At 76.3% G+C, this 22,840-nt stretch carries 14 protein-coding genes; 6 read left to right on the top strand and 8 right to left on the bottom strand.

The features are described from left to right. Positions 1-53: 53 nt before the first annotated feature. The 3 genes from OG335_RS32550 to OG335_RS32560 form a co-directional block, all read right to left on the bottom strand. On the bottom strand, positions 54-1,364 hold the full coding sequence (locus OG335_RS32550) for an ABC transporter substrate-binding protein (protein WP_405014723.1): 1,311 nt from the start codon (positions 1,362-1,364) through the stop codon (positions 54-56). 450 nt (positions 1,365-1,814) lie between these two features. Further along, the gene (locus tag OG335_RS32555) at positions 1,815-3,800 is read right to left on the bottom strand and encodes a discoidin domain-containing protein (RefSeq protein ID WP_405014724.1); all 1,986 of its coding nucleotides are present in this window, start codon (positions 3,798-3,800) and stop codon (positions 1,815-1,817) included. Between the two features lie 262 nt (positions 3,801-4,062). Beyond that, entirely contained in the window at positions 4,063-6,822 is a 2,760-nt protein-coding gene (locus OG335_RS32560) for a LuxR C-terminal-related transcriptional regulator (RefSeq protein ID WP_405014725.1), read from the bottom strand. 274 nt (positions 6,823-7,096) lie between these two features. Here OG335_RS32560 and OG335_RS32565 point away from each other — a divergent pair, with 274 nt between their 5' ends. The 4 genes from OG335_RS32565 (at position 7,097) to OG335_RS32580 (ending at position 12,116) form a co-directional block, all read left to right on the top strand. Continuing rightward, the gene (locus OG335_RS32565; RefSeq protein WP_405014726.1) at positions 7,097-7,768 is read left to right on the top strand and encodes an esterase/lipase family protein; all 672 of its coding nucleotides are present in this window, start codon (positions 7,097-7,099) and stop codon (positions 7,766-7,768) included. Positions 7,769-7,936: 168 nt separating this feature from the next. Beyond that, on the top strand, positions 7,937-9,178 hold the full coding sequence (locus OG335_RS32570) for an FUSC family protein (protein WP_405014727.1): 1,242 nt from the start codon (positions 7,937-7,939) through the stop codon (positions 9,176-9,178). 336 nt (positions 9,179-9,514) lie between these two features. Beyond that, positions 9,515-10,594, top strand: a complete 1,080-nt coding sequence (locus OG335_RS32575) for a glycoside hydrolase family 19 protein (RefSeq protein WP_405014728.1) — start codon at positions 9,515-9,517, stop codon at positions 10,592-10,594. Between the two features lie 430 nt (positions 10,595-11,024). After that, positions 11,025-12,116 carry a PQQ-dependent sugar dehydrogenase gene (locus OG335_RS32580; RefSeq protein WP_405015604.1) on the top strand — a complete coding sequence of 364 codons (1,092 nt, stop codon included), beginning with the start codon at positions 11,025-11,027 and terminating at the stop codon, positions 12,114-12,116. 75 nt (positions 12,117-12,191) lie between these two features. Here the strand turns inward: OG335_RS32580 and OG335_RS32585 are convergent, their stop codons facing one another. Both OG335_RS32585 and OG335_RS32590 read right to left on the bottom strand, forming a co-directional pair. Beyond that, on the bottom strand, positions 12,192-13,250 hold the full coding sequence (locus OG335_RS32585) for a hypothetical protein (protein WP_405014729.1): 1,059 nt from the start codon (positions 13,248-13,250) through the stop codon (positions 12,192-12,194). Between the two features lie 33 nt (positions 13,251-13,283). Continuing rightward, a complete protein-coding gene (locus OG335_RS32590; protein ID WP_405014730.1) occupies positions 13,284-14,849 on the bottom strand; it encodes a glycoside hydrolase family 43 protein in 1,566 nt (521 codons plus the stop codon). 360 nt (positions 14,850-15,209) lie between these two features. Here OG335_RS32590 and OG335_RS32595 point away from each other — a divergent pair, with 360 nt between their 5' ends. Both OG335_RS32595 and OG335_RS32600 read left to right on the top strand, forming a co-directional pair. Further along, positions 15,210-15,626, top strand: coding sequence for a hypothetical protein (locus tag OG335_RS32595; protein ID WP_405014731.1), 417 nt, complete (start codon positions 15,210-15,212; stop codon positions 15,624-15,626). Positions 15,627-15,696: 70 nt separating this feature from the next. After that, a complete protein-coding gene (locus OG335_RS32600; protein WP_405014732.1) occupies positions 15,697-15,993 on the top strand; it encodes a hypothetical protein in 297 nt (98 codons plus the stop codon). Between the two features lie 107 nt (positions 15,994-16,100). Here the strand turns inward: OG335_RS32600 and OG335_RS32605 are convergent, their stop codons facing one another. From OG335_RS32605 to OG335_RS32615, 3 genes are read right to left on the bottom strand one after another with little or no spacing between them, the layout of a single operon-like run. Then, positions 16,101-18,038 carry a hypothetical protein gene (locus tag OG335_RS32605; RefSeq protein WP_405014733.1) on the bottom strand — a complete coding sequence of 646 codons (1,938 nt, stop codon included), beginning with the start codon at positions 18,036-18,038 and terminating at the stop codon, positions 16,101-16,103. Continuing rightward, the gene (locus OG335_RS32610) at positions 18,035-21,610 is read right to left on the bottom strand and encodes a DUF5682 family protein (protein WP_405015605.1); all 3,576 of its coding nucleotides are present in this window, start codon (positions 21,608-21,610) and stop codon (positions 18,035-18,037) included. Before OG335_RS32610 ends, OG335_RS32605 begins: the two co-directional genes overlap by 4 nt. Positions 21,611-21,618: 8 nt before the next feature. Then, complete coding sequence (locus tag OG335_RS32615; protein ID WP_405014734.1) at positions 21,619-22,782, bottom strand: AAA family ATPase; 1,164 nt, start codon at positions 22,780-22,782, stop codon at positions 21,619-21,621. Positions 22,783-22,840 lie beyond the last annotated feature (58 nt).

Consider the following 22,840-nt stretch of genomic DNA (forward strand, 5'->3'; position numbering starts at 1 on the left):
GGCCGCCGGGTGGAGATCGCGGTGTCGCTGCGCGGCCGCTGGCTGATGGGGCGTCAGGAACCGGCGTCCTTGCGGGCCGCGTTCCACTTCTTCGACAGCGCCGCGAACTCCGAGGCGAGGTCGCCGGATGCGGCGCCGCGGGCGACGTCGATCAGGTGCTGGCGGTAGTCGGGCTTCTGCAGGCCGATCTCGGCGGCGTTGTCGATGGTGTTGACGAGCGCGGTCTTCTCCTCCGACAGCGTCACCAGTTTCACGCCCGCGTCGGAGTACGGCTTGAGGGTGGGCGGCATCGGTGCGCCCTTCACGGCCGACACGGCCTGACTGGCGTCCGCGTAGCCGGACTTGGTGAGCATCCAGTCGATCCAGGCGCGCGCCGCGGGCTTGTGCGCGGAGTGGACGTTGACGGCGTACTGGTAGTCGGGGGCGACCACCGAGCAGAACGCGCCGTCCTTCTGGGCCGGGAACGGCATGTAGCCGATCTCCGAGGCGTCCTTGCCCGCCTTGACCGCGGCCTGCTGCATCTGGACGATCGACCAGGAGCCGAGCCACATCGTGGCGATCCTGCCGGTGGCCAGCTGGGTCTTGGAGTTCTCCCAGTTGGTGGTCGCCGGGTCCTCCTCGGCGAGCTTGCCGTGCACGATGTCGTAGAGCAGCGTGTCGCTCGCGCGCAGGTCGCTGCCCTCCGCCCACGGGTCGCCGGCGGCCAGCTTGTCGTTGGCCAGCGTGTCGCAGCCGGTGGTGCCGACGGCGCTCGTCCACGCGGTGAGCGGCCACCCGTCCTTGTAGTTGGTGTAGTACGGCGTCGAGCCGGTCTTCGCCTTGATCGCCTGCAGGTCGGCGAGGAACTCCTCCCGGGTCCTGGGCCAGGTGGTGATGCCGGCCTGCGCCCAGACGGACTTGTTGTAGACGAAGCCGTTGGCGTTCGCGAACGAGGCGAGGCCGTAGACCTGTTCGCCGACGGTGGCCTTGGCGGTGAAGTCGTACGTCCCGGAGACGTCGGCGGCGGCGCCCAGCGGGGCGAAGAACTTCGGGTAGTCGTTCTTCGCGATGGCGGCCGGGATGAGCAGGACGTCACCGTAGTTGGAGGTGTTCATCCGGATCTTGACTTCGCCCTCGTAGTCCGTGATGCCTTCGTACGTGACGTGGACCTTGGGGTAGACCTTGGTGAACTCGTCGGCGTACTTCTTCATCGTGCCGTCGGCGATGAGATCCGTACGGTGCGTCAGCACGGTGATGTCGCCCGACACCTGCGCGGCGTCGGCGGGCGGAAGTGCGGAGCCCGACGTGGTGCCGCCGCTGCCCCCGCACCCCGTGATCAGCACCGCGCCGGCAAGCGCCGCCGCGGCCAGCGCACGTCTGGTCATCCCCACCATCTCCGATCAGATCCGTTCACGGTCCGGGCGGTCTGAGGGCGTACCGCGCCGCTGCGCTTAAGCGCTTCAGTTGACGGGAACTGTGGCACGGAGGTGGGGGAGCGTAAAGAGGTCGAATTGCCGCCGATGCTCAACCGTTATCCGGGCGGGCGTGGCGGATGGGCCGGTCGTGGACACATGTTGGGGTGCTCCCGCGGCGGTCGGCCGCTGCCGCCTGCGGCGACGCCGCAGGCGGGTCCGGCCGCCGCTTCGGGGCGCCGGGGTGCCCATCCCGGCCACCGCCTGGACCTTGACCTCTGAACCGTTGCAGTGCTTGCCGCAGTGCCCGGCAGGCGGCGTGCGGCGCGCGGCGCGCGGGAACGCCGCTCCCCCGCCCGGCGGACCGTCGGAAGCCTGCGGAGCGGGGGAGCGGTGCGCGGGGGGAGCGAGGGGGCGGTGGGGTCAGGAGCCGTACACCTTCAGTGCGGCGACCTGCCCGGCGGGCCAGCCGGTGTTGCCGGTGAAGGTCAGCCGTACGTACCGCGCGGTGACGGCGGCGGGCAGGGTGACGGTCGCCGTGTTGCCGGTGGCGGGGTCGAAGCCGTACGCGGCGGGGGCGGTGAGGACGGCGGGGCTCGTGGCGTCGGTGCCGCCCTGCACCGAGACGGTCTGCGTGCGGGCGCCCCAGGCGGCCGACGGAGGCAGGGAGATGACGATCCGCCGCACGACGGCCGCGGTGCCGAGGTCGACCTGGAGCCACTGCGGGAAGGCGTTGTTGGTGCTCTCCCAGTAGGTGTCGGGGTTGCCGTCGGTGGCGTTGGCGGAGCCGTAGACCTGGGTGTGGCCGCTCTCGGAGGTGGGCCGGTTGAGGGCGAGGTCGGCGGCCGGCGAGCTGCCGGCCGCGGTGGTGACGGTGATCTGGTTCGAGGCGGCGGAGACGGCGCCGGCCGCGTCGAGGGCCTGCACGTCGAAGGTGCAGGCGGTCGCCGCGGTGAGCCCGGTGACGGTGTACGCGGTGGCGTTGCCGGCCGCGGTGCCGACGACGGCCGGGGTGCCGCCGGTGATCCGGCGGATGCGGTAGCCGGTGACGCCGACGTTGTCGGTGGAGGCCGTCCAGGCGAGGGTGACGGTGGTGTCGGTGACGGTGGTGGTGTGCAGGCTGCCGGGGGCGGTCGGCGGCACGGTGTCGCCGCCGCCGCCGCCGGTCATGGGCGGGGTCGGGCGGGTCGCGGTGAGGGCGGTCTGTCCCTTGAGCATGCGGCCGCCGTCGCCGGTGAGGCGCAGGTAGTAGTCGGAGGAGCAGGCGGTGCCGTCCTCGTCGAGGGCGAGGAAGCCGGAGCCCGCCGGCACCCAGGCCTGCGTCTCGGCGGTCTTGGCGATCTGGTTGCCCTCGTTGTACTCGTCGAACATGGAGATGTAGACGCTCGGCACGCCGGCGCGGCCCATGTTGTAGAACTGCCGCCACATGAAGTCGCCGTGGGCGCGCTGGCGCCCGGAGACGCCGCCGGGCAGCACGCACGGCTGGTAGTCGATGCCGCGGGCCGTGCACTCGGCGAGGTCGGGGACGGTGGCGACGTTGTAGAAGTTGTCGGCGTCACCGGCGTTGCCGATCCGGCCGACCATCCAGGGCGAGAGCATGTCGAAGGCGTGGTAGACGTCGGCGAAGCCGGGCCGCGAGTCGCGGTCGCCGGTGCGCCACCAGGTCGGCACCCCGCCGATGACGTAGCACCCCTGCGCCTTGAACCAGTTGACGACGTCCAGGCAGGCGGCGGGGGCGAACGGCCGCTGGTTGTCGTTGAAGCCGAAGCCCCAGATGCACACCACCGGCTTGCCGTTCTGCCGGGCGTACGCGGACGACGCGGTGTGGGCCCGCATCTTGTCCGTCCAGTCGGTCTTGATCTCGGACTGCATGGCCGTCCAGTCCGACACGTCGTACATGACGTAGAACTTGACCCCCTTGGCCTCCGCGGCGCTGCGGACCTTGCCGGCCATCGCGTCGCGGGTGGGGCCCTCGCCGCCGGTCGGGTTGAAGCGCTGGAGTGCGGCGGTGTCGATGCCGTACTGCTTCATCCAGCCGAAGTGCACGTCGACGGTCTGCTGGTCGTACGAGGAGAAGAGGGTCGCGGGCTGTCCGTTGCCGAGGTTGCCGAAGCCGGTGCGGTAGGTGGCGGCGTAGTCGCGGACGTCCGGCCAGGCGACGATGCTGTGGTTGGACGGGGACGGGGTCTGGCCCCAGTTCTGCGCCCAGTGCCACCAGCCGTTGATCGGGGCGCCGTCGCCGGGGCAGGCGAACCAGCCCTGGTAGCCGACGGTCACCTTGCCGACCACGTCGCCGGGGCCGCTCGCGGCCGCGGCCGGCCCGGCGAGGGCGGCTGCGGCGAGCCCGGTGGTGCCCGCGGCGCCGGCCACCATGGCGGCCTGCAGGAACACCCGGCGTGTGACACCCATCTGGTCTCTCCTCTGGTTGCTGCTCAACTCCGTTGCACGGATGATCCGTTGGACGGTCCGTGCCGCCGGGGTCCGGTGTCGGGGATCGTAACGAGCGCGACACCTGGCTGCAATGAACAGAACAAGGAAAGAAAAATATGGTCAGGTGTCTGCAAGAAATGCGCCATGACCCGCCTGCGGGCCGTTCGCCCCGACCTGCGCCCCGCAGCCCGGGCCTCGCGCAGAGCGCGGCGGCCCGGGCACGTCCGGCGGGGCGGCCGGGTCAGGCCCCGCGACCCGCGAGCAGCGGGCCGAGCTGCGTGCGGGAGCGGATGCCCAGCGAGGCGAAGATGTTGCGCAGGTGGTGCTCGATGGTGCGGGGGCTGAGCGAGAGGTCCCGGGCGATCTCGTTGTTGGTGGCGCCCTCGGCGGCCCGCTGCGCGATGTGCTCCTGCTGGGCCGTCAGCCGCCGGGCCGGCTCGGCCGACGCGCCCCCCGCACCCGGCGCCCCGGGCGCGTGGCCGGCGCCCGCCGCGCGCAGCTCCTGCCCGGCGTCCTCGGCCCACGGGCGGGCGCCGCAGTGCTCGAACGCCACCAGTGCCTCCCGCAGGTGGTGCCGGGCCAGCGCGGGCCGCCGGTGCCGGCGCAGGGCCTTGCCGAGCTGCAGCGCCGTACGGGCCTGCTCGAAGACCGAGTCGGTGGAGGTGTGCAGGGCGAGGGCCTCGCGGTACAGCCGCGCCACGGTGTCGACGCCGGCGCCTTCCGCCTCGACGAGCCTGGCGTGGCAGTGCGCGGCGAGGGCCCGGGCGTGCGGGCCGGCGCCGGACGTCGCCCACACGGTGAACTCCCTCAGGGCGGGGCGTACTTCCTCGGTGCGCGAGGTGCGTGCGCAGGCCTCGACCAGGCAGGGCACGGTCAGCAGCAGGACGGAGAAGTGCCCCTGCGCGGGGCCGGGCGCGGTGAGGGCGAGCAGACGGCTCGCGGCCCGGTCGGGGCGTCCGGCCGTGAGGTCGAGCCGGGCCAGTGCCCAGGTGACCACGGTCGAGGCGGTCGCCAGGCCGTGCGCGCCGGCCGTCCGCGCGGCCGCGGCGGCGTGGTCGGCGCACTCCTCCGCGTCACCGCGGGTGGCGGCGGCCAGCGCGAGCACGGCCCGGTGGTGCGCGGCCGCGTTGTCCTGACCGGAGCCTTCCGCCGCGGCCAGCCCGTGCCGGGCGTGCTGACCGGCCCGTTCGGGACACCCGGCGTACAGCTCCGCGAAGGCGAGCCGCTGCCACAGGTGCGGCACGGCGGCCGCGTGGCCGCGGCTGCGGGCCAGGGCGATCGCCCGGGCGGCGAGGTCGCGGGCGGCGGCGGCGTCGCCGAGGACGGCGGCCGCGGCGAGTGCCTGCGCGAGCGGGGCGGAGCGGGTCTCGTGCCCGGCGTCGGCGACGGCGCGGCGCAGCGCGGGGATGCCGCGGGTGTAGTGGCGGTCCATCGAGGCGACCGCGCCGTCCGCGCCGTGGCGCAGGATGCCGGGGCCGGTGGACGTGCCGTCGCCGGATTCGGGCCAGCGGCCCATGAGTTCGGCGAGTTCGGTGCGGCAGGCGGCCTGGTCGCCCGCCGTCCAGGCGGCCTCGGCGGCCTGGCGGCGGGCGTCGAGGGCGAGCAGCGGGTCGGTGCCGGCGAGGTGTTCGGCGGCGAGTCCGAGGGCGGCGCGGGCCTGCCGTACGGGCCCGTCGGCCAGCCCGGCCATGCCGAGGGTGTAGGCGGCGCGGCCGCGGGTGGCGGGGTCGCGGGGCAGCCGGTCTGCGCGGGCCAGCAGCAGGCGGGCGTGGTGGTGGCGGCCGGCCAGGCGGGCCTGTTCGGCGGCGCGGGTGTACCGGTCGGCGGCGACGGCCGTCTGCGGGCCGAGTTCGGCGGCGCGGGTGAGCAGGGCGGCGAGCGGGCCGGGGGCGGAGGTGCGGGCTTCGGTGCGGGCGGCGGCGTCGAGGATGTCGGCGGTGCGCCGGTCCGCGGCGGGGGCGGCGGCCGCGGTGTGCCACAGGTGGGCGAGGTGCGGGCCGTACTCGGCGCTGGCCCGGGCGAGTCGCTGGTGGGCGGCGCGGCGTTCGGCGGGCGAGGCCGACCGGAGGACGGCGGTGCGCCACAGCGGGTCCGTGAAGCGGGGCACGCCGTCGGTGCCGGTCCGTACGACGCCGGTCCGCTCGGCCTCGGGGAGGGCGCCGCAGCCGGCCGCGGTGAGGGCGCTCTGCAGGGTCTGCGGGCCCGCGGTGCCGATGTCGGCGTCGTCCTCGGCGGCGAGGAGCAGCAGGGCGGGCCGTTCGGTGCGCGGCAGGGTGCGCAGGCGGGCGGTGTAGCGGCGCAGCAGCGGGGTGGCGGGCAGGGGGGACGGCAGGGGGTCGCGTCCGGTGAGCTGGTCGGGTGTGAGCCGGGCGACGAGGGCGGTGAGCCGGCCGGGGTTGCCGAGCGCCTCGTGCACGAGTGCGTCCAGGACGGCGGGGTGGACGCCGCAGGGCGCGGTGTCGCGGACGACCGCGGCGGAGGCGGCCGTGGTGAGCGGGCCGGGGCGGAGCTCGGGCAGGCCGTCCAGGTGCGGGCAGGGCAGGTGGTGGGAGTCGGCGGTGAGCAGGAGTGCCGCGGGTCCGTGCGGGCCGATCCGGCGGGCGGCGATGCCGAGGGCGGCGCGGGAGGGGCCGTCCCAGTGGTGCACGTCGTCGACCGCGAGGAGGAGCGGCCGGGTGCGGGCGGCCCGGTGGAGCTGGTCGAGGAGACCGGCCGCCCGTGCGGCGGGAGTGGTGCCGGGGGTGGGGCCGGGGCCGGCGCCGTGCCGGGTGAGGGCGGCGGTGAGGAGGTCGAGTGCGGCGCCGGGCAGGCGGCTCTCGGCGGGGTGGCCGGGTGCGGTGACCGCGAGCCCGTGCCCGTCGTGGGCGCGGACGGCGTGCGCCGTGAGGGCGGTGCGGCCGCGGCCGGGTGGGGCGGTGACGAGGAGGCAGCCGCCGGCGCCGTTCCGGGCACCGGTGACCAGGGTGTCCAGGGCGCGGAGTTCGGCGTCGCGACCGTGCACGGGTGGCCCCTCTCGTGGTGCCCGGGGGCGATCGGACTCGGCCCCGGCGAGAGCCAAGACAGCAGACCGGGCCGCCTCCGGTCCAGGTGCCGGGGAGGAAGGCTGTCCGGCTGCCCAGTGGGGCGGGGCCCGCACTGGGCACCGGCACAAGGATGGCGGACAGGACGGTGACCGGTGCTTTCACCGATTCGGGGGTGCGGGGCGCGGCGGAGACTGTGGCCGTTCCTGGCGCCCTGTCAGGGTCGACCCCCACCCAACCCCCCTGGAGGTAGGGATGCGCCGGATTTTCGGCTCCCTGTTCCTGTGCCTGACCGCCGTCGTGGCCTTCGTCCTTCCGACGAGCACGGCGCACGCCGCGGGCCCCCGCCCGGTGATCTTCGTGCACGGCTACACCGGCAACGCCACCAACTGGACGACCGCCCTGTCGTCCTTCGCGAGCGGCGGCTACAGCTCTTCGCAGCTGTTCACCTTCGACTACGACTTCAACCAGTCGAACAAGATCAGCGCCGCCCAGCTCGGCACCTTCGTCGACCAGGTCCGCGCCAGGACCGGCGCGGACAAGGTCGACATCGTCAACCACTCGATGGGCGGTCTGGTCACCCGCTGGTACGTCAAGCAGCTCGGCGGGAACACCAAGGTCGCGCACTGGGCCTCGCTGGCCGGCGCCAACCACGGCACCACCTACGCCGGCGCCTGCCTGATCTACCCGTCCTGCCAGGAGATGTACCCGGGCTCCAGCTTCCTCGCCACCCTCAACAGCGGTGACGAGACGCCGGGCACCACCTCGTACCGCACCTGGCTGTCCCCGTGCGACGGCGTGATCCTGCCGTACACCAGCACCGCGGTCAGCGGCGGCACCAACACCACGGTCGCCTGCCAGACGCACATCGGGTTCCTGACCGACCTCGTGGTCCTGGCGCAGGTGCGCTCGTACCTGTCCACGTGAGCCGCGTTCCCGCACCCCCGCCGGCGTGACGCCTCCCGGCTGACGCCCCGGCCGCCGCCCCGTCCCGTCGCCCCCGCGGGCGGGGCGGGGCGGCGGCGTTTCCGCCGCACCCGGAGGGCCGCGCCACGTCGGCACGGTTCGCGGCCGCGTGCCGGGTACAAGGGAGGAATGCGCGATCTGTGGACACGGCTGGACGCGGCCGTACGAAGGTGGATCAAGGACCCGGCCGTCGTCCTGACGGTGCGGGCGACGGTGGCGGCCACCATCTCGTACGTGGTGGCCGTGCAGCTCAGCGCCGAGCCGGCGCCGCTGACGGCCCCGCTGACCGCCCTGCTCGTCGTGCAGGTGACGGTCTACTCGACGCTGACGACGAGCGTGCGCCGGGTCAACTCGGTGGTGGTCGGCGTGCTCATCGCCGTCGGCTTCAGCGCCGTGGTGGGGCTGTCCTGGTGGAGCCTCGGCCTGATCATCCTCGCCTCGCTGATCATCGGACGGTTCGTGCGGGTCGACGAGTTCGTCAACGAGGTCGCGATCAGTGCGATGCTCGTGCTCGGCGTGACCCGGCTCGCCTCCCAGGCGTGGGACCGGGTGCTGGAGACGCTCATCGGCGCGGGCGTCGGCCTGGCCTTCAACGTCGTCTTCGCGCCGCCCGTCTGGGTCGACACCGCCGGAGAGTCGATCGAGGACCTCGCCCGCCGCGCCCGCCACCTGCTGCTGGAGATCGCGGAGGAGCTCGGCGGCCCGGCCCCGGTCGAGGAGGCCGCCGCCCGCCTGCACGAGGCCCGCCGCCTCGACCAGGCCATCGCGGACGTCGACGGCGCGCTGCGCCAGGCCGAGGACAGCCTGCGTCTCAACCCCCGGATCAGCGAGGGCCTGCTGTCGCGTCTGGTGCTGCGCACCGGCCTCGACACCCTGGAGATCTGCGTGGTCGTCGTCCGGGTGCTGGCCCGGTCGCTCACCGACCTCGCGAAGCGGCGCGGCGACGAGGAGCTGCTGTTCCCCCGGGACGTCGCCGTCTCGCTGGAGGAGCTGCTGAATCATGTCGGCGGCGCGATGGTGAGCTTCGCCGTGCTGGTCAGCACCCAGGTGAGCCGGAGTGCCGAGGAGGCGGAGTCGCGGCTGGCGTCCGAGCTCGGTGCGGCCTGGGCGAGCCGGGAGCGGGTGGCGCAGCAGTTGCTGAGCCATGTGCAGGCCGACCCGACGGCCTGGCAGTTGTACGGTTCGGTGCTCGCGGAGGTCGACCGGATCCTCGACGAGCTGGCGCCCGAGCACCGGTCGCGGCGGCTGATGGAGGAGCTCGACCGGGCGGCGGTGGTCAACCGGGAGCGCCTCAACCGGCTGGGCCGCTTCGCCGGGCTGCGACGGCTGGCCCGCGGCGAGCGGTTCAGGGGGTCCGGGCAGGGCGACTGATCGGGGCGACCGGGTGGGGCGGGCCAGCCGGGGGAGCACCGGCGCCGGTGAACGGCTGACACGCCCGGGAGCGCCCGGGCGCGACCGGGCGGAGCGTCCGGGCTGAGCATCCGGGCGGGGACGAACGAGGCCTGCGAGCACTGCTGATGACGGGTCATGTCCGTACTGGTCCATACCTACCCTCTTGACAGGTATAGACCAGTACGGTTGAGTCTCCTCAGCCCCGTCCCGGCGGTCCGCACCGATCGGTGCGCCCCGAGGTCCGCGTGCGGGCGGCCCCACCTGTCCACGAACCGTGCGGCCCCCACCGCACGAAGGGGTGATTACGTGTCAACCATGCAGCGATTCCTGGCATTCCTGGCGGCGGTGGCCGCCGTCGTCGGCCTGGCGTTCGTCCTGCCGTCCGCGGCCTCCGCGGCGACCTGTACGACGCCGTGGAACTCCGGCACCGTCTACACGAACGGCAACTCCGCTTCGTACAACGGCCACAACTGGACCGCCAAGTGGTGGACCCAGAACGAGACCCCCGGCGGCTCCTCCGGCGTCTGGGCCGACCAGGGCACCTGTGGGGGCGGCGGCAGCACCCCCACCCCGACCGGCGGCAGCTGCACCTACCCCGCCTGGGTCGCCGGACAGACCTACGCGACCGGCGCGATCGTCCGCTACACCAACGGCGGCCTCTACCGCGCCACCCACGACAACCCGGGCTACGACCCGGTGATCAGCACCTGGTACTGGGAGCCCTACACCTGCTCCGGCGGCAGCACGCCGACCCCGACCCAGACCGCCAACCCCGGCGGATTCCCGGTCAGCGAGGCGCAGTTCAACCAGATGTTCCCGAACCGGAACTCCTTCTACACCTACAGCGGCCTGAAGGCGGCCCTCTCCGCCTACCCGGCCTTCACGAACACCGGCAGCGACACCGTCCGCAAGCAGGAGGCCGCGGCCTTCCTCGCGAACGTCAGCCACGAGACCGGCGGCCTCGTCTACATCGTCGAGCAGAACACCGCCAACTACCCGCACTACTGCGACACCAGCCAGTCGTACGGCTGCCCCGCAGGCCAGGCCGCCTACTACGGCCGCGGCCCGATCCAGCTCAGCTGGAACTTCAACTACAAGGCCGCCGGTGACGCCCTCGGCATCAACCTGCTCGCCAACCCCAACCTCGTGCAGACCGACTCGGCGATCGCCTGGAAGACCGGCCTCTGGTACTGGAACACCCAGAGCGGCCCCGGCACCATGACCCCGCACAACGCGATGGTCAACGGCGCCGGCTTCGGCGAGACCATCCGCAGCATCAACGGCAGCATCGAGTGCAACGGCGGCAACCCCGCCCAGGTGCAGAGCCGGATCAACTCGTACCAGAGCTTCGTCCAGATCCTCGGTACCACCGCGGGCAGCAACCTCAGCTGCTGACCGGTCACCGGTCACCGGTCCGTCGCGGGCGTCCCCCGATCCGGGGGCGCCCGCTACGGCGCGTTCCGGCGGATTCCCCCGCGGTGCGCCCCGCAACGGACGGGCCCGGCCGCACACCCGCCGTCCGCCCCGCGGAACGCCGTCATCCTTTCCGGTGAACCGCCCCCGCCCGCGAGGCCCGCCGCGGCGGCCGCACGGGCCCGCCCGCCGCCGTCCGCACCCCCTCGCCGCGCCCGCCGCGCCCGGCCCGCTCCTGCTACCGGCCCCCGCCGTGGCCGGCCACCCGCCGCGGCCCGCGCCCGCCGGGACCGCCGACCCGCCCCGGCACGCCGCACCGGCCGGATGCGTGGACCCGCCCGGGCGCCGGGCCGGAGTGTGGTGTGCTGGAAGGAGACCGGAGCACCGGCCGACGCAGGAGGCCCCCGTGAACATCCGCACCGCGACCGGCGCCGTCCTCGCGCTGCTCCTCGCCGCCGGCTGCGCGTCGGCCTCCACCGCCTCCACCGGTTCCACCGCCTCCACGGGTTCCGACCGGTCGAGTGCGCCCGTGTCCGCGGGCGGGGCGCTGACCGTCGCCGACGCCCTGGACACGCCGTGGGGCGTGGCCCGTCTGCCGGACGGCGACCTGCTGGTCGGCTCCCGTGACACCGGCCGGATCCTCCGCGTCGACCCGGCCACCGGCGCCCGCGCCGACGTCGGCACCGTGCCCGGGGTCGACCCCGGCGGGGAGGCCGGCCTGCTCGGGCTCGCGGTCGACGGCCAGGGACGGATCTACGCCTACTTCACGTCCCGGGACGACAACCGCATCGTCCGCTTCGACTACGACACGTCCCGGCCGGCCGGGGCGCAGCTCGGCGACGCCACCACCGTGCTGACCGGCATCCCCAAGGGCAACAACCACGACGGCGGCCGGATCGCCTTCGGCCCCGACGGCATGCTGTACGTCGGCACCGGGGAGACCGGCCACCGCGAGCTCGCCCAGGACCGCGACTCCCTCGGCGGCAAGATCCTCCGCATCACCCCGGACGGCGCCCCCGCGCCCGGCAACCCCTTCCCCGGCTCGCCGGTGTACTCGCTCGGCCACCGCAACGTCCAGGGCCTCGCCTGGGACCCGCAAGGGCGGCTCTGGGCCAGCGAGTTCGGCCAGGACACCTGGGACGAGCTCAACCTCGTGCGCCCCGGTGCGAACTACGGCTGGCCGGTGGTCGAGGGCAAGGCCGGCCGGGACGGCTACACCGACCCCGTCGTCCAGTGGCACCCGGTCGACGCCTCGCCCAGTGGTCTCGCCTACGCCTCCGGCTCGCTGTGGATGGCCGGCCTGCGGGGGCAGCGGCTCTGGCAGATCCCCCTCGACGGCGACCGCGCCGGCACCCCCGTCGCCCACCTCGACCACACCGACGGCCGGCTGCGCACCGTCGTCGTCGAACCCGGCGGCACCCTCCTCGTCACCACCAGCAACACCGACGGCCGGGGCGACCCGAAGCCGGGCGACGACCGCATCCTCCGCGTCGACCCCCGCTGAGGCCGGTCCCTCGCCCGGCCGCGCCGCGTACCGGACGCCACTCGGCTCCGTCGTCGGGGCGCTTCCCGGCCGGGCTCAGCACCGTTCGGCGGGGGCGGTCCGGTCGAGACGGGCCCGCGCCTCGTCGGGCGTGAGGACCCGCTCCAGGACGAGGTCGGCCGCCATGCCCGGGAAGAACCGCCCGGCCGGCCAGTGACGGACGTACGGCGGCGGGTCGAGCACGAGCAGCCGCACGCCGTCGACCACCGGGATGTCCTGCGGGGTGCCCTCGTTCCAGATCCAGGTGCCGTCCGGGCCGCAGAGGTTGAAGGAGCCCGTGGTCGTCGGCCGGCGCTCGGGTGCGACGTTGTCGGTGCGGCAGAGCGCCGCGGCCTGCGCGGTCGGGCCCGTGCCCGCGAGGTGGCCGCCGTTGATCAGCACGTCGGCGAGCAGGGTGTGCAGCTGGAACGTGTCGCCGACACCGCTCATCCGCAGGGCGAAGCCCCGGCCGGTCGGCCGGTGCAGCACGACGAGCGGCTCGTCGTCGAGCACCAGCAGCGCGTACTGCAGGCACCGCAGACGGTCGGCGCCGCCGAGCGCGTCCACGTCCGCGAGCAGCGCGGCCCGGTCCGGTACGGCGGCACGACCGGCCGGGTGCGCGAGCACGGCGACGGCGGCGCGCTCCCACGAGTCGAGGGTGCCCCGGGCGGCCACCGCGGCCCGTACCCCGGGCGCCTCGGGGCCGCCGAGCGCGGTCGTGGCGGCGTCGGCCCGCCCGGGGCCGTCGGCCTCCTCGAAGGAGAACTCCGGCGGGTCGTCGGAGCTGACCGCGGACCAGAGCACGGAGAAGCGGACGGCTTCGCGCAGCGTCCCGGCCAGCCCCGTGAGCACCGGGCCCGCGCAGGCCGCCGGGTCGGCACCGGACTCGACGCAGGCGCCGACGAGGACGGCGGCGAGGCCGCGCGGCTCCGGCGGCAGGGAGGGCAGCAGCCCGGCCAGCGCGGGCCCCGCCGCGGCGAGTTCGGCGGGACGGGCCCGGCCGGCGGCCTTCAGCAGCGCGGCGAACGCCCGTTCGCTGCGCGGCCCGTCCCCGGCGGCGAGTGCCGCCGCGAGCTGCTCCACGGACCGTGCGGGCGTCCATCGTGCGAAGATCATGCCGCCCACCGTAGTGCGGGCCGCCGACGGTGCTCAGCCGGGGCCGGGGGAGTAGCGGAAGAAGTCGAAGTCGGCGCGGGCCGCCGTCGGGTGCGGCGAGGTCGCGTACACCCCCAGGTAGGTGCCGGTGAAACTGCCGGTGTGACCGCTGTTGAGGATGCGGCCGTCGACGCGGCCGACCTCGGCGGCGGGGCCGCCCTGCGGGGTGCGGGTGAAGGCGAGGTCCTGCCCGCGGGCGGTGACGCCGAGCAGTACGGGACCCGGCCCGAGGGGGAGTTCGGCCCGTACGGTGTCCGTGCCCCGGTCGCGGACGGTCAGCCGCACCACCCGGCCGCCGGACGGGCCGCGGTCGACGAGCAGCCGCACGTGGTGGCCCGGGTCGTGGTGCACGACCAGGCCGGCCTGCTCGCCGGGGGCGACGGGCTCGAAGTCGAGCAGCGCCTCCGCGGTGAAGTCCCGGTGCTGCTGGCGGCGTCCGACGAAGGCGGGCGTGGCGGGCTCGGCCAGGGTCTGCGGCAGCGGCTCCAGCCGCAGGTGCCCGGGCCGGGCACCGAGGCTGTGGAAGGCCGTGCGGGGGGTGCGCAGCACGTTCCACTGCGGGCCGAGCACGGCACCGTCGAAGTGGTCGACCGGGTCCGCCTCCGGCCAGGGGTGCGGTGGCAGCGCGACCTCGGTGTGCTCCTCCAGGCGCCCGCTGCCGGGGTTGACGACCGGCCAGTCGTCCTCCCACACCACGCGGGCGAGGAAGGTCTCGCGGCCCAGGTTGGCGTGCGGCCCGCCGCCGTACGGGCGGGAGGCGAGCAGCAGCGCGTACCAGTCGCCGGCCGGAGTGCGGACGAGGTCGGCATGACCGGTGCCGGTGACGGGGTGGTGCCGGCCGAGGTGCCGGTGCGTCAGCACCGGGTTGCACGGGTTGTTCTCGTACGGGCCGGTGCGGGTGCGGCTGCGGGCGGTGGTGACGGCGTGGCCGTGCTCGGTGCCGCCCTCGGCGAGGACGAGGTGGTGGTAGCCGTCGCGGTGGTACAGGTGCGGGCCCTCCGCCCAGCGGGCGTCGACGAGGGCGCCGCGGAAGAGCACGTGCTCCTCGCCGGTGAGGCGGCCGGCGTCGAGGTCGAGGGCGCGCATCCAGATCTCGGTGCGGCCGTCGTCGTGGACCTGCCGGGTGCCGAGCAGGTGGGCCGAGCCGTCCTCGTCGAAGAAGAGCGAGGGGTCGAAGCCGGGGGCCTCGGGCAGCCACACCGGGTCGGACCAGTCGCCGGCCGGGTCGTCGGCGGTCAGCAGGAAGTTCCCCGAGCGGTGACGGCCGTCGACCAGCGTGCAGACCAGGTGGAAGCGGCCCGCGGCGTGGTGCAGGGACGCCGCGTAGAGGCCGCCGGAGGGCCGGACGCCGTCGAGGGCGAGCTGGCCGGGCCGGTCGACGGCGTGCCCGATCGGGCGCCAGTGCACGAGGTCGCGGCTGTGGTGCAGGGGGAGCCCGGGGAAGTACTCGAAGGACGAGGTCACCAGGAAGTAGTCGTCGCCGACCCGGCAGACGGACGGGTCGGGGTGGAAGCCGGGCAGCACGGGGTTGCGGGCCGACTGGTGGTGCGTTCCGGTCATGGCGTGTGCGCCGCGGGGCCGCCCGCGGGGCGATCCGGGAGCGGGGTGGCCGCGGGTCTCCCTTCGCGGGTGGGACGGCGGGGGCGGTGGGGGCTGTGCGGGCGGTGGGGGCTGTGGGGGCTGTGCGGGCGGTGCGGGCGGTGCGGGCGGAAACTTTCGCCATCTTTCTCGAACGCGTTCGGTGACGCTACGGGCCGCCCCCGCCCACGTCAAGACCCGTCAGGGATCGGCGAGGGGCGCGGGATCCGCAGCGTTCGTGCACCGCGCGCCGCCGGTGGAATGGCCGGTTTCCGCCCGTGCGCCGGCTGCGGGCCGGGGCAGACGCGAATCCACCGCACCACGCAGCGAAGGAGCAGCCCCATGACCGGTCCCGTCACGCCGCAGCTGTCCGTGGCCGAACTCGCGTGCGAGGCGGCCGAGCTGATCCGCTCCGCGGACCTCGCCGCCCACGAGGGAGGCCGGCCCGGCCTCCTGCACACCGCCGAGGCGGCGGAGGTGGTCGCCGCCCTCGCGGGCCTCACCGGCCGCCTGCCGGAACTCCTGGACCAGCTGGAGACCTTCCTCAGCAGCGAGCAGGCGGCCGGCCGGATCGGGCCCGGCCCCGCAGACAACCGGGAGTACGACGTCATCCGGGCCGCCCGCGACGCCCGTGAACAGCTCTACGAGGCGAGCCGCACCGCCGCCCTGCTCTCCGCGACGATGGCCTCCGCGGCCGCCAGCCTGGCGCCCTTCGGTGCCGCCCGCACGGTCGGCGGCCCGACGGTGCCGCACATCTGACCGCCGCCCGCGGGGTCCCGCCGCATCGGCGCACTGGCGCCGTGTGCCGCGCGGGGTTCTCCTGGGAGGTATGCCGATCGTTGTCCTGCTGGAGTTTCCGGGCGTCTCCGAAGCCCAGTACCGGCAGGCCTGTGCCGACATCGCCGGGCACCCCGAGGGACTGCACCGGCGGGCGGACTGGCCGGTGCGCGGACTCCTGAGCCACACCGCCGCGCCCACCGAGCAGGGCTGGCTCGTCGTCGACGTGTGGGCCTCGCAGGAGGCCTTCGAGGAGTTCGCCGAACTCCTCGCGCCGATCCTGCGCAAGGACGGCTTCCCGCCCGCGGTCGCGCGCTCCTACCGCACCTTCAACCTGGTCATGTCCTGACCGCGGGGCGGGCCCGGCCGGGCCCGCCCCGTCCGCCCCGAGGCGTGGCCGCCCGGAGGCGTGGCCGGCCCGAGGCGTGGCAGTCCCGGGACACGGGCGGAACCGGGTCAGCCCCCCTCTCCGTCCGGGCCTCCCCACGTGGCGCGGACGAGTTCACGCTCGGCGCCCGTGAGGTGGACGGCCGCCGCCAGCCAGGCCTCCGCGTAGCCCTCCGCGTCGGCGGTGCCGTCGCCGAGGCGCCCGAACACGTCGCGCCCGCGCCGGTCGGCGGCGGCCGCGAGGTCCGCCGCGAGTACGGCGGCGCGGTGGAAGCCCGTCCGGCGCAGTGCCGCGCCGTCCGTCCGGGCGCCACCGCTGCGGGCCGCCTCCGCGACGGCGCGGCGCCCGCCCGCCACCCCGAGCTCCACCTGCCGGCGGACCCGCCACAGCGGTGCGTCGGCCAGCGGGTCGGGCCCGGCCTGCGGCAGCGGCACGTCGACCGCGGCCGGCGGGAAGTGCGCGCCGACGAGCAGGTCGTAGCCGAGGTCGGCCCGGCCCTGCCACGCCGCCGGCAGGCGCAGCGTGGCCTCGCTGCCCGGCACGGGGCCCACGGCCAGCGGGCGCAGGGTCGCGGCGCGGTCCGGGTCGACGCGTCCCAGCACCCGGACGAGCGTGCCCGGATGCCGGGCGAGCAGGCCGAGGTTGGCCGTGTGGGCCAGCTCCGGGTGGCCGTTGGCGGCGGCGAGCCGGATCACCGGTCCGCGGGCCTGCCGGTCGACCGGGTCCACCTCGCGGGCGAGGACGGCGTCACCGGCGCCGCCCAGCACCACCAGGTCGCAGCCGACCGGGCGGCCCAGGAGGCCCTCCTCCGCCGGGTCGGCGAGCGGGCCCTCCCCGAGGCGTTCCGCCGCGGCCTGCGCCAGCGGCCGGGCGAAGAGCGCGCCGAGCGGGCCGGACGACCAGTCGAGCCCGGCCACCGGGTTCGCGCGGACGCCGCGTCCGGAACCGAGCCGGCCGTCCGCCGAGACGGTCGCGCCGGACACCAGCAGTCCGCCGCGGGAGAGCTGCGCGTGGTCGATGGCCGCGGCTCCCACCGACACCGGGGCGGTGGCCGCTCCCCGGGCGCGCGAGGGGCCGCCGGGCCGGACGTCGGCGACGGAGAACCACTGCCCGTCCTCCGCGACCAGGTGCGTGACCACGCCGCCGTACCCGGTGGCGGTGAGCACCGGTTCGCGGCACACGCCGTGCACGCGGAGCGCACCGCCCGGCCGGTAGCTGCGGCGGGCCCCGCCGAGCAGCGCCCGGTCGGCCCGGCCCGCCCGCAGCAGGGCCGTGGTGAGGAGCAGGTCGCGCAGCGCGGCGGCCAGGTCGGCCAGCCGGTGGCCGTCGTGCCGGGCCCGGGCGCTGCGCAGGCCGCGGACGACGCGCAGCGCGGCGGCCTCGGCGCGGTGCAGGTCGGCGAGGCGGGCGGTGTGGGCGGCCCGCAGGAGTTCGGCCTGCGGGACGGCCCCGGCGGCGGGCACCCCGGCCGCCAGCACGGCGGCGGCGGCCGACCACAGCGCGTCGGCGGCGCGCAGCTGTGCGGGGGTCGGCGCGGCGGCGGTGCCGGACTCCGGGCCGGGTGCCGGCGTCCGACCCCCGGCCTCCTGACGGTCGGCCTCCTGACCCGTGCCCTCCTGACCCCCGCCCTCCTGACCCCCGCCCTCCTGACGGTCGTGCTCCCGACCACCGGTCGGATCCCCGGCGGCGGCAGCCGCGGGGTCGGCGATCGGGCAGCAGTGGAGCACCGCCGTCCGGTGCAGGCAGCGCGGTGCGAGCAGGCAGCTGCAGTGCGCCTGGTCCTCCGCCGTCACGGCGCCGTCGGGGCCGGGGGTGAGGGTGACGAGCGCGTCCTCGCCGCAGCGGACGGCTGCGCCGCCCCCCTCCGCGGCGGTGACGGGGAGGGTGGCGTACTGCTCGACGGCCGCGTCGAGCTTCTTGCGCAGCCGGGAGGTGAGCGACTCGACGGCGGCCGCGAGCACGTCGGGGGCGACCGGTGGCAGGGTGGGGCCGGGGTCCGGGCTCATCGGTTCTCTCCACGGAGGCGGTCGCCGACCCAGCGGGCCAGGGCGAGCGGGCTGAGGGCCGCGACCGGCATGCCGGCGGTCACGAGCTGCCGGGCGACGGGCACGGAGTAGCGCGGGTTGCCGGTGTCGTCGAGGGCCGCGCAGCCCATCAGGTGGACGCCCGACGCGGCGAGGCCGCGCACCTCGGCGAGCAGCCCGCCGAGCGGTGCACCCTCCTCGAAGTCGCTGACGACGACGACCAGGGTGCGGCTCGGCACGGTCACCAGGGAACGGGCGTGGGCCAGCGCCGCGGCGATGTGGGTGCCGCCGCCGACGCGCACCTCCAGCAGCAGCGACAGCGGGTCGTCGACCCGGTCGGTGAGGTCGGCGACCTGGGTGGAGAACGCCAGGAAGTGCGTCGACAGGGTCGGCACGCCGCCCAGCACCGCCGCGGTGAGGGCCGACCAGATGACGGAGGCCTCCATCGAGCCGGAGACGTCGACCACCAGGATCAGTCGCCAGTCCGCCTCCTTGCGCGAGCGGGTGCTGAAGACCGGCCGCTCCGGCACGACGACGGTGCGGCCGTCGTCGAGGCGGCGGGTGTGCGCCAGGTTGGCCCGCAGGGTGCGCGCCAGGTCGAGCCGGCCGCCGGGGCGGCGGGTCGGCCGCGGGGTGGCGAGCCCGCTGAGCGCGGGGCGCAGCCGGGTGGCGAGTTCGCGGGCGAGTTCGTCGACCAGCCGCCGGACCAGGGGGCGGAGCTTGCCGAGGCGCTGCTCGGGCAGGCCGCCGGCGAGGTTGAGCACCGAGGTGAGCAGCTCCACCGAGGGCCGTACGGAGGCCGGGTCGAGCTCGGCGAGCACGTCGGTGCGGCCGGCCTCGGCGGCGCTGCCGAGCACCTCCTCGCGGATCTCGCCGCCGAAGAGCGCGTCGAGTTCCTCCGCCCACTCGCGGGCGGTCGGGAAGGACGCCTCGCTGCCGCCGGGGCCGGTGGTGCCGCCGAGGTCGCGGGCGCCCTCGCCGCGTCCGGCGCCGTACAGCTCGTCCAGGGCGTGCGCGTAGCGGCGGGCGCCCTCGGGCAGCCGTTCGGGTTCGCGGCCCAGGAGCAGCCGCCAGCGGTCGGCGGGCGCGAGCCGGTCGGCCGGGTCCGGTGCGGGCCGGTCGGCGGGACCCTGGTCCGGTGCCGGGGCCAGGACCGGCGACGTGCCGGTGTCGGCGGCCCGGCCGCGGCCCAGGCCGAGGGCGTCGAGGGCGGCGGCGGCCGCCGAGTCCGCGGCCGTCCAGAGGGCGAGCAGCGCGGGAGGGGCGGCCAGCGTGAGGTCGGGGCGGTCGCCGAGCCGCTCGGTGACGGTCTCCAGCAGCCGGCCGCGCCCGGCGGGGCTGAGCGCGTCGAATCCGGCGCGCAGCGCGGGCAGGCGCTCCAGGAATCCCCGGTCGGGCAGCCGGTCGACGCGTTCCAGCAGGGGCCCGAGGGCGGTGGGCGCGTACTGCAGCAGCGGCCCGCCCGCGGTGAGCAGGCCGGTGAGCAGCCGGGCCAGCCGGCGGCGGGCGTCGGGGCCGGTGGCGGTGTCGATCCACCCGGCGGCGCGGGCGCCGAGGGCGTCCGGGCCGTCCAGGTCGAGCAGCACGCGGGCGGCGAGGGCGGCGCCCTGCAGCAGGGGCGAGCCGGTGCGGGCGAGGGTGGCGAGTGCGTCGTCCATGCGCAGGCCGAGGCGGTGCTCGCCGGCGCGGGTGGCGAGCGCGACCAGGGCGGCGGCGTCGCCGGGGTCGTCGCTGCCGGAGAGGCCCGGCAGGCCGCGGACGGCCGCGTCGAGCAGTGTGGTGGCGAGTTCGGCGGCCTGCGCCCGGCCGGCCTCGTCGGTGCCGGGCAGGTGCCCGCGCCGCAGGGCCTCCAGCAGGTCGAGGGCGGTGAGGAGTTCGGGCAGGGTGGCGGAGTCGGGCAGGATCCGTCCGGCTGCGGTGAGGCGTTCGCCGACGAGGTCGGGCAGGTCGCAGGCGGCGGCGGCGCGCAGGCCGTCGAGCAGCTGGGTGCAGCTCGGGCCGCCCTCGGCCGTCTCGTGGCGGGTGCGCTCGCGCAGGGTGCCGGCGGCGGCGAGGGCGGCGGTGACGCCGCGCACCCCCGCGAGGTCGAGCCGGGCGGCGGCGGTGGGGGTCCACGAGGCGCGCCAGCGGGTGGTGAGCGCGGTGCCGTCGCCGGTGCCGGCGACCTCGGTGGGCTCGGCGTAGCCGACCCCGCAGACGGCGAGGCGCTGCAGCAGGGTCTCGCGGCGCCGGTCGAGCGGGGAGCGCAGCGGGTCGAGGCGCAGCTCGCGGGCCTCGGGGTCGTCCGGGTCGGGCAGGCGGAGCTCGGCGAGCTCGGCCTCCACGGACGGGCCGAGGCCCGAGCGCGGCGTGCCGGGGGCGGTGCGTCCGCGGTCGGTGCCGACCAGCACGGTCTCCAGGGCGCGGGCGAGGGCCCGGCCGCGGCCGAGCGGTTCGCCCTGGCCGAGCACGGCGGTGACGGCTTCCAGGAGTTCGCCGCGGCCGGGGGCGGGGAGTCCGCGCAGGCGGGCGAGGTCGCCGGCGAGCCGCAGGGTCTCGGCGGCCTCGCCGGTGCCGGCGGGGTGGCCGGCGGCGCGCAGCTCGCGGCAGACGTCGGTGATGGCCCGGGCGGCGGCGTCGCGCACCCGGTCGGGGTCGCCGCCGGCCTCCAGGACGGCCTGCTGCCAGCGCGGGTCGCGGATCCCGGCCGGGTAGCCGGACCGGGCGTCGAGCAGCCCGAAGGTGTAGGGCACGAGCGAGGTGGTGACGGCCGGTCCGGGCTCCGCGAGGGCGGGCCCGGGCGGGTCGGCCGGGGGGTCGGGGGTGAGCAGGCCGGGGCCGTGGAAGGCGCCGACGACGGCGGCGACCCGGCGCCCGCCGGTGCCCGCCGCGGCGATCACCCGGCGCATGTGGGCCTCGCGGGCGAGGTCGCCCGCGGGGACGCCGCCGCGGTCGGCGGCGTCGCGGCGCAGTGCCCAGCCGACGGCGAGCGCGGCCCGCCGGACGGCTTCCGGGGTGGCGCCGGGCGCGCGGACCTCCACGGTGCGGTCCCACAGGTCGTCGCCGTCGCGGCCGGTGCCGGAGGCGGCGAGGCCGTCGGCGTACGGGCGGGCGGCGGGCCGTGCGTGGTCGGGCCGTCCGTGTTCGGGGAGTGCGCTGCCGGGGAGTTCGGGCGCCGACCAGCCGGGGTCGTCCATGGGCAGGTCGCAGCAGATCACCTCGACGCCGCGTGCGTGCGCCCAGCGGAGGGCGGCGAGCTCGGGCGAGAAGTCCGCGAACGGGTAGAAGCCGAGCCGGCCGTCCGTCCCCGCGCCGGCGAGGGCCACGGGGGCCCGGGTGCCGGGGGCGGCGAGGTGGGGCAGCCAGGAGGCGAAGTCGGCGGGCAGCTCGATGCAGACCACCTGCGGGTCGGCCGCGTCGAGCAGGGCGGGCACGACGGCGGCCAGCGCCGGGCTGTGGTGCCGCACCCCGACGAGGTACGGCCGCGCCGAGGCGGCGAGCGCCTCGACGGCGTCCCGCGGATCGGTGCCGGCGGTGCCGGCGGCGCTGCCGGGGCCGTCGGCGGTGAGGGTCAGGGGCCCGGTCAACGGAGGTTCTCCCGCAGGTCCCAGAGGCGGCGCCACAGGGCGGAGCCGTCCTCGGCGCGGCGGCGCACCGGACCGTCCCAGTAGCCGAGCAGGCGGCCGTGGTCGGCGGCGTCGTCCTTGCGGACGGCGCCCAGCAGGTGGCCGGGCACGAGGTCGAGCACGTCGCCGCCGCCGGGCAGGTAGGCGCGGGCCAGGCCGAGCGAGGAGGCGACGTGCACGGCCTCGGCGGTCGACATCACGGTGCCGGGGCGTTCCACGTCCCAGCCCTCGGCGGAGCGGCCGGTGCGCAGGTCGCGGAAGACGGTGACGAGGGCGTCGAGCACGGCGTCGTCGACGCCGAAGGCCGCGCCGGCGCGCTGCACGGCGGCGGTGGCCTGGGTGCGGACGAGCGCGGTCTCCGCGTCCGCGTCGGCGATCGGCCGCACCGTCTCGAAGTTGAAGCGGCGCTTGAGCGCGGCCGACATCTCGGAGACGCCGCGGTCGCGGAGGTTCGCGGTGGCGATGACGGTGAAGCCGGGTACGGCGGAGGCCGTCGCGTCGGGGGTGCCGGAGAGCTCGGGCACGCTGATCCGGCGGTCGGAGAGGATCGACACCAGGGCGTCCTGCACCTCGGGCAGGCAGCGGGTGACCTCCTCGATGCGGGCGACCCGCCCGGAGCGCATCGCGGTGAGCACGGGGGAGGCGACGAGCGCCTGCGGCGTGGGGCCCTGGGCGAGGAGGAGCGCGTAGTTCCAGCCGTAGCGGAAGGCGTCCTCGGTGGTGCCCGCGGTGCCCTGCACGGTGAGTTCGCTGGTGCCGCTGACGGCGGCCGCCAGCAGCTCGGAGAGCATCGACTTGGCGGTGCCCGGCTCGCCGACGAGCAGCAGGCCGCGCTCGCCGGCCAGGGTGACGACGCAGCGCTCGACGAGGGCGCGCTCGCCGACGAACTTCGGTGCGACGACCAGCTTGGCGGGCAGGCCGCCGTCCTTGCGGCGGGCCGGCGTCAGGGTGAGGGCCTCGCCCGCGCTGCCGCAGACGAAGGTCACCACGGCGCTCGGGGTGAGGGCCCAGCCGGGCGGGCGGGGGCCGTCGTCGTGGGCGGCGAGGAAGGCGAGTTCGGCGGCGTACCGCTCCTCGGCGGGCAGGATCTGCCGGGCCGGCTTCTCGGTCGTCACGGTCATGGGGATTCTCCGGGTTCAGGGGTCGGTGAGAGGTCGCCGGGAGGGGTGCGGCGCCCGG

Source organism: Kitasatospora sp. NBC_01539, assembly GCF_045040525.1.
GTDB lineage: Bacteria > Actinomycetota > Actinomycetes > Streptomycetales > Streptomycetaceae > Kitasatospora.

Bases quoted from the DNA above. Each gene is read 5' to 3' on its own strand.
- OG335_RS32585 (WP_405014729.1), bottom strand. From the start codon at position 13,250: ATGATCTTCGCACGATGGACGCCCGCACGGTCCGTGGAGCAGCTCGCG.
- OG335_RS32555 (WP_405014724.1), bottom strand. From the start codon at position 3,800: ATGGGTGTCACACGCCGGGTGTTCCTGCAGGCCGCCATGGTGGCCGGC.
- OG335_RS32605 (WP_405014733.1), bottom strand. From the start codon at position 18,038: ATGAGCCCGGACCCCGGCCCCACCCTGCCACCGGTCGCCCCCGACGTG.
- OG335_RS32575 (WP_405014728.1), top strand. From the start codon at position 9,515: ATGCAGCGATTCCTGGCATTCCTGGCGGCGGTGGCCGCCGTCGTCGGC.
- OG335_RS32600 (WP_405014732.1), top strand. From the start codon at position 15,697: ATGCCGATCGTTGTCCTGCTGGAGTTTCCGGGCGTCTCCGAAGCCCAG.
- OG335_RS32570 (WP_405014727.1), top strand. From the start codon at position 7,937: ATGCGCGATCTGTGGACACGGCTGGACGCGGCCGTACGAAGGTGGATC.
- OG335_RS32565 (WP_405014726.1), top strand. From the start codon at position 7,097: ATGCGCCGGATTTTCGGCTCCCTGTTCCTGTGCCTGACCGCCGTCGTG.
- OG335_RS32550 (WP_405014723.1), bottom strand. From the start codon at position 1,364: ATGACCAGACGTGCGCTGGCCGCGGCGGCGCTTGCCGGCGCGGTGCTG.
- OG335_RS32590 (WP_405014730.1), bottom strand. From the start codon at position 14,849: ATGACCGGAACGCACCACCAGTCGGCCCGCAACCCCGTGCTGCCCGGC.
- OG335_RS32615 (WP_405014734.1), bottom strand. From the start codon at position 22,782: ATGACCGTGACGACCGAGAAGCCGGCCCGGCAGATCCTGCCCGCCGAG.
- OG335_RS32595 (WP_405014731.1), top strand. From the start codon at position 15,210: ATGACCGGTCCCGTCACGCCGCAGCTGTCCGTGGCCGAACTCGCGTGC.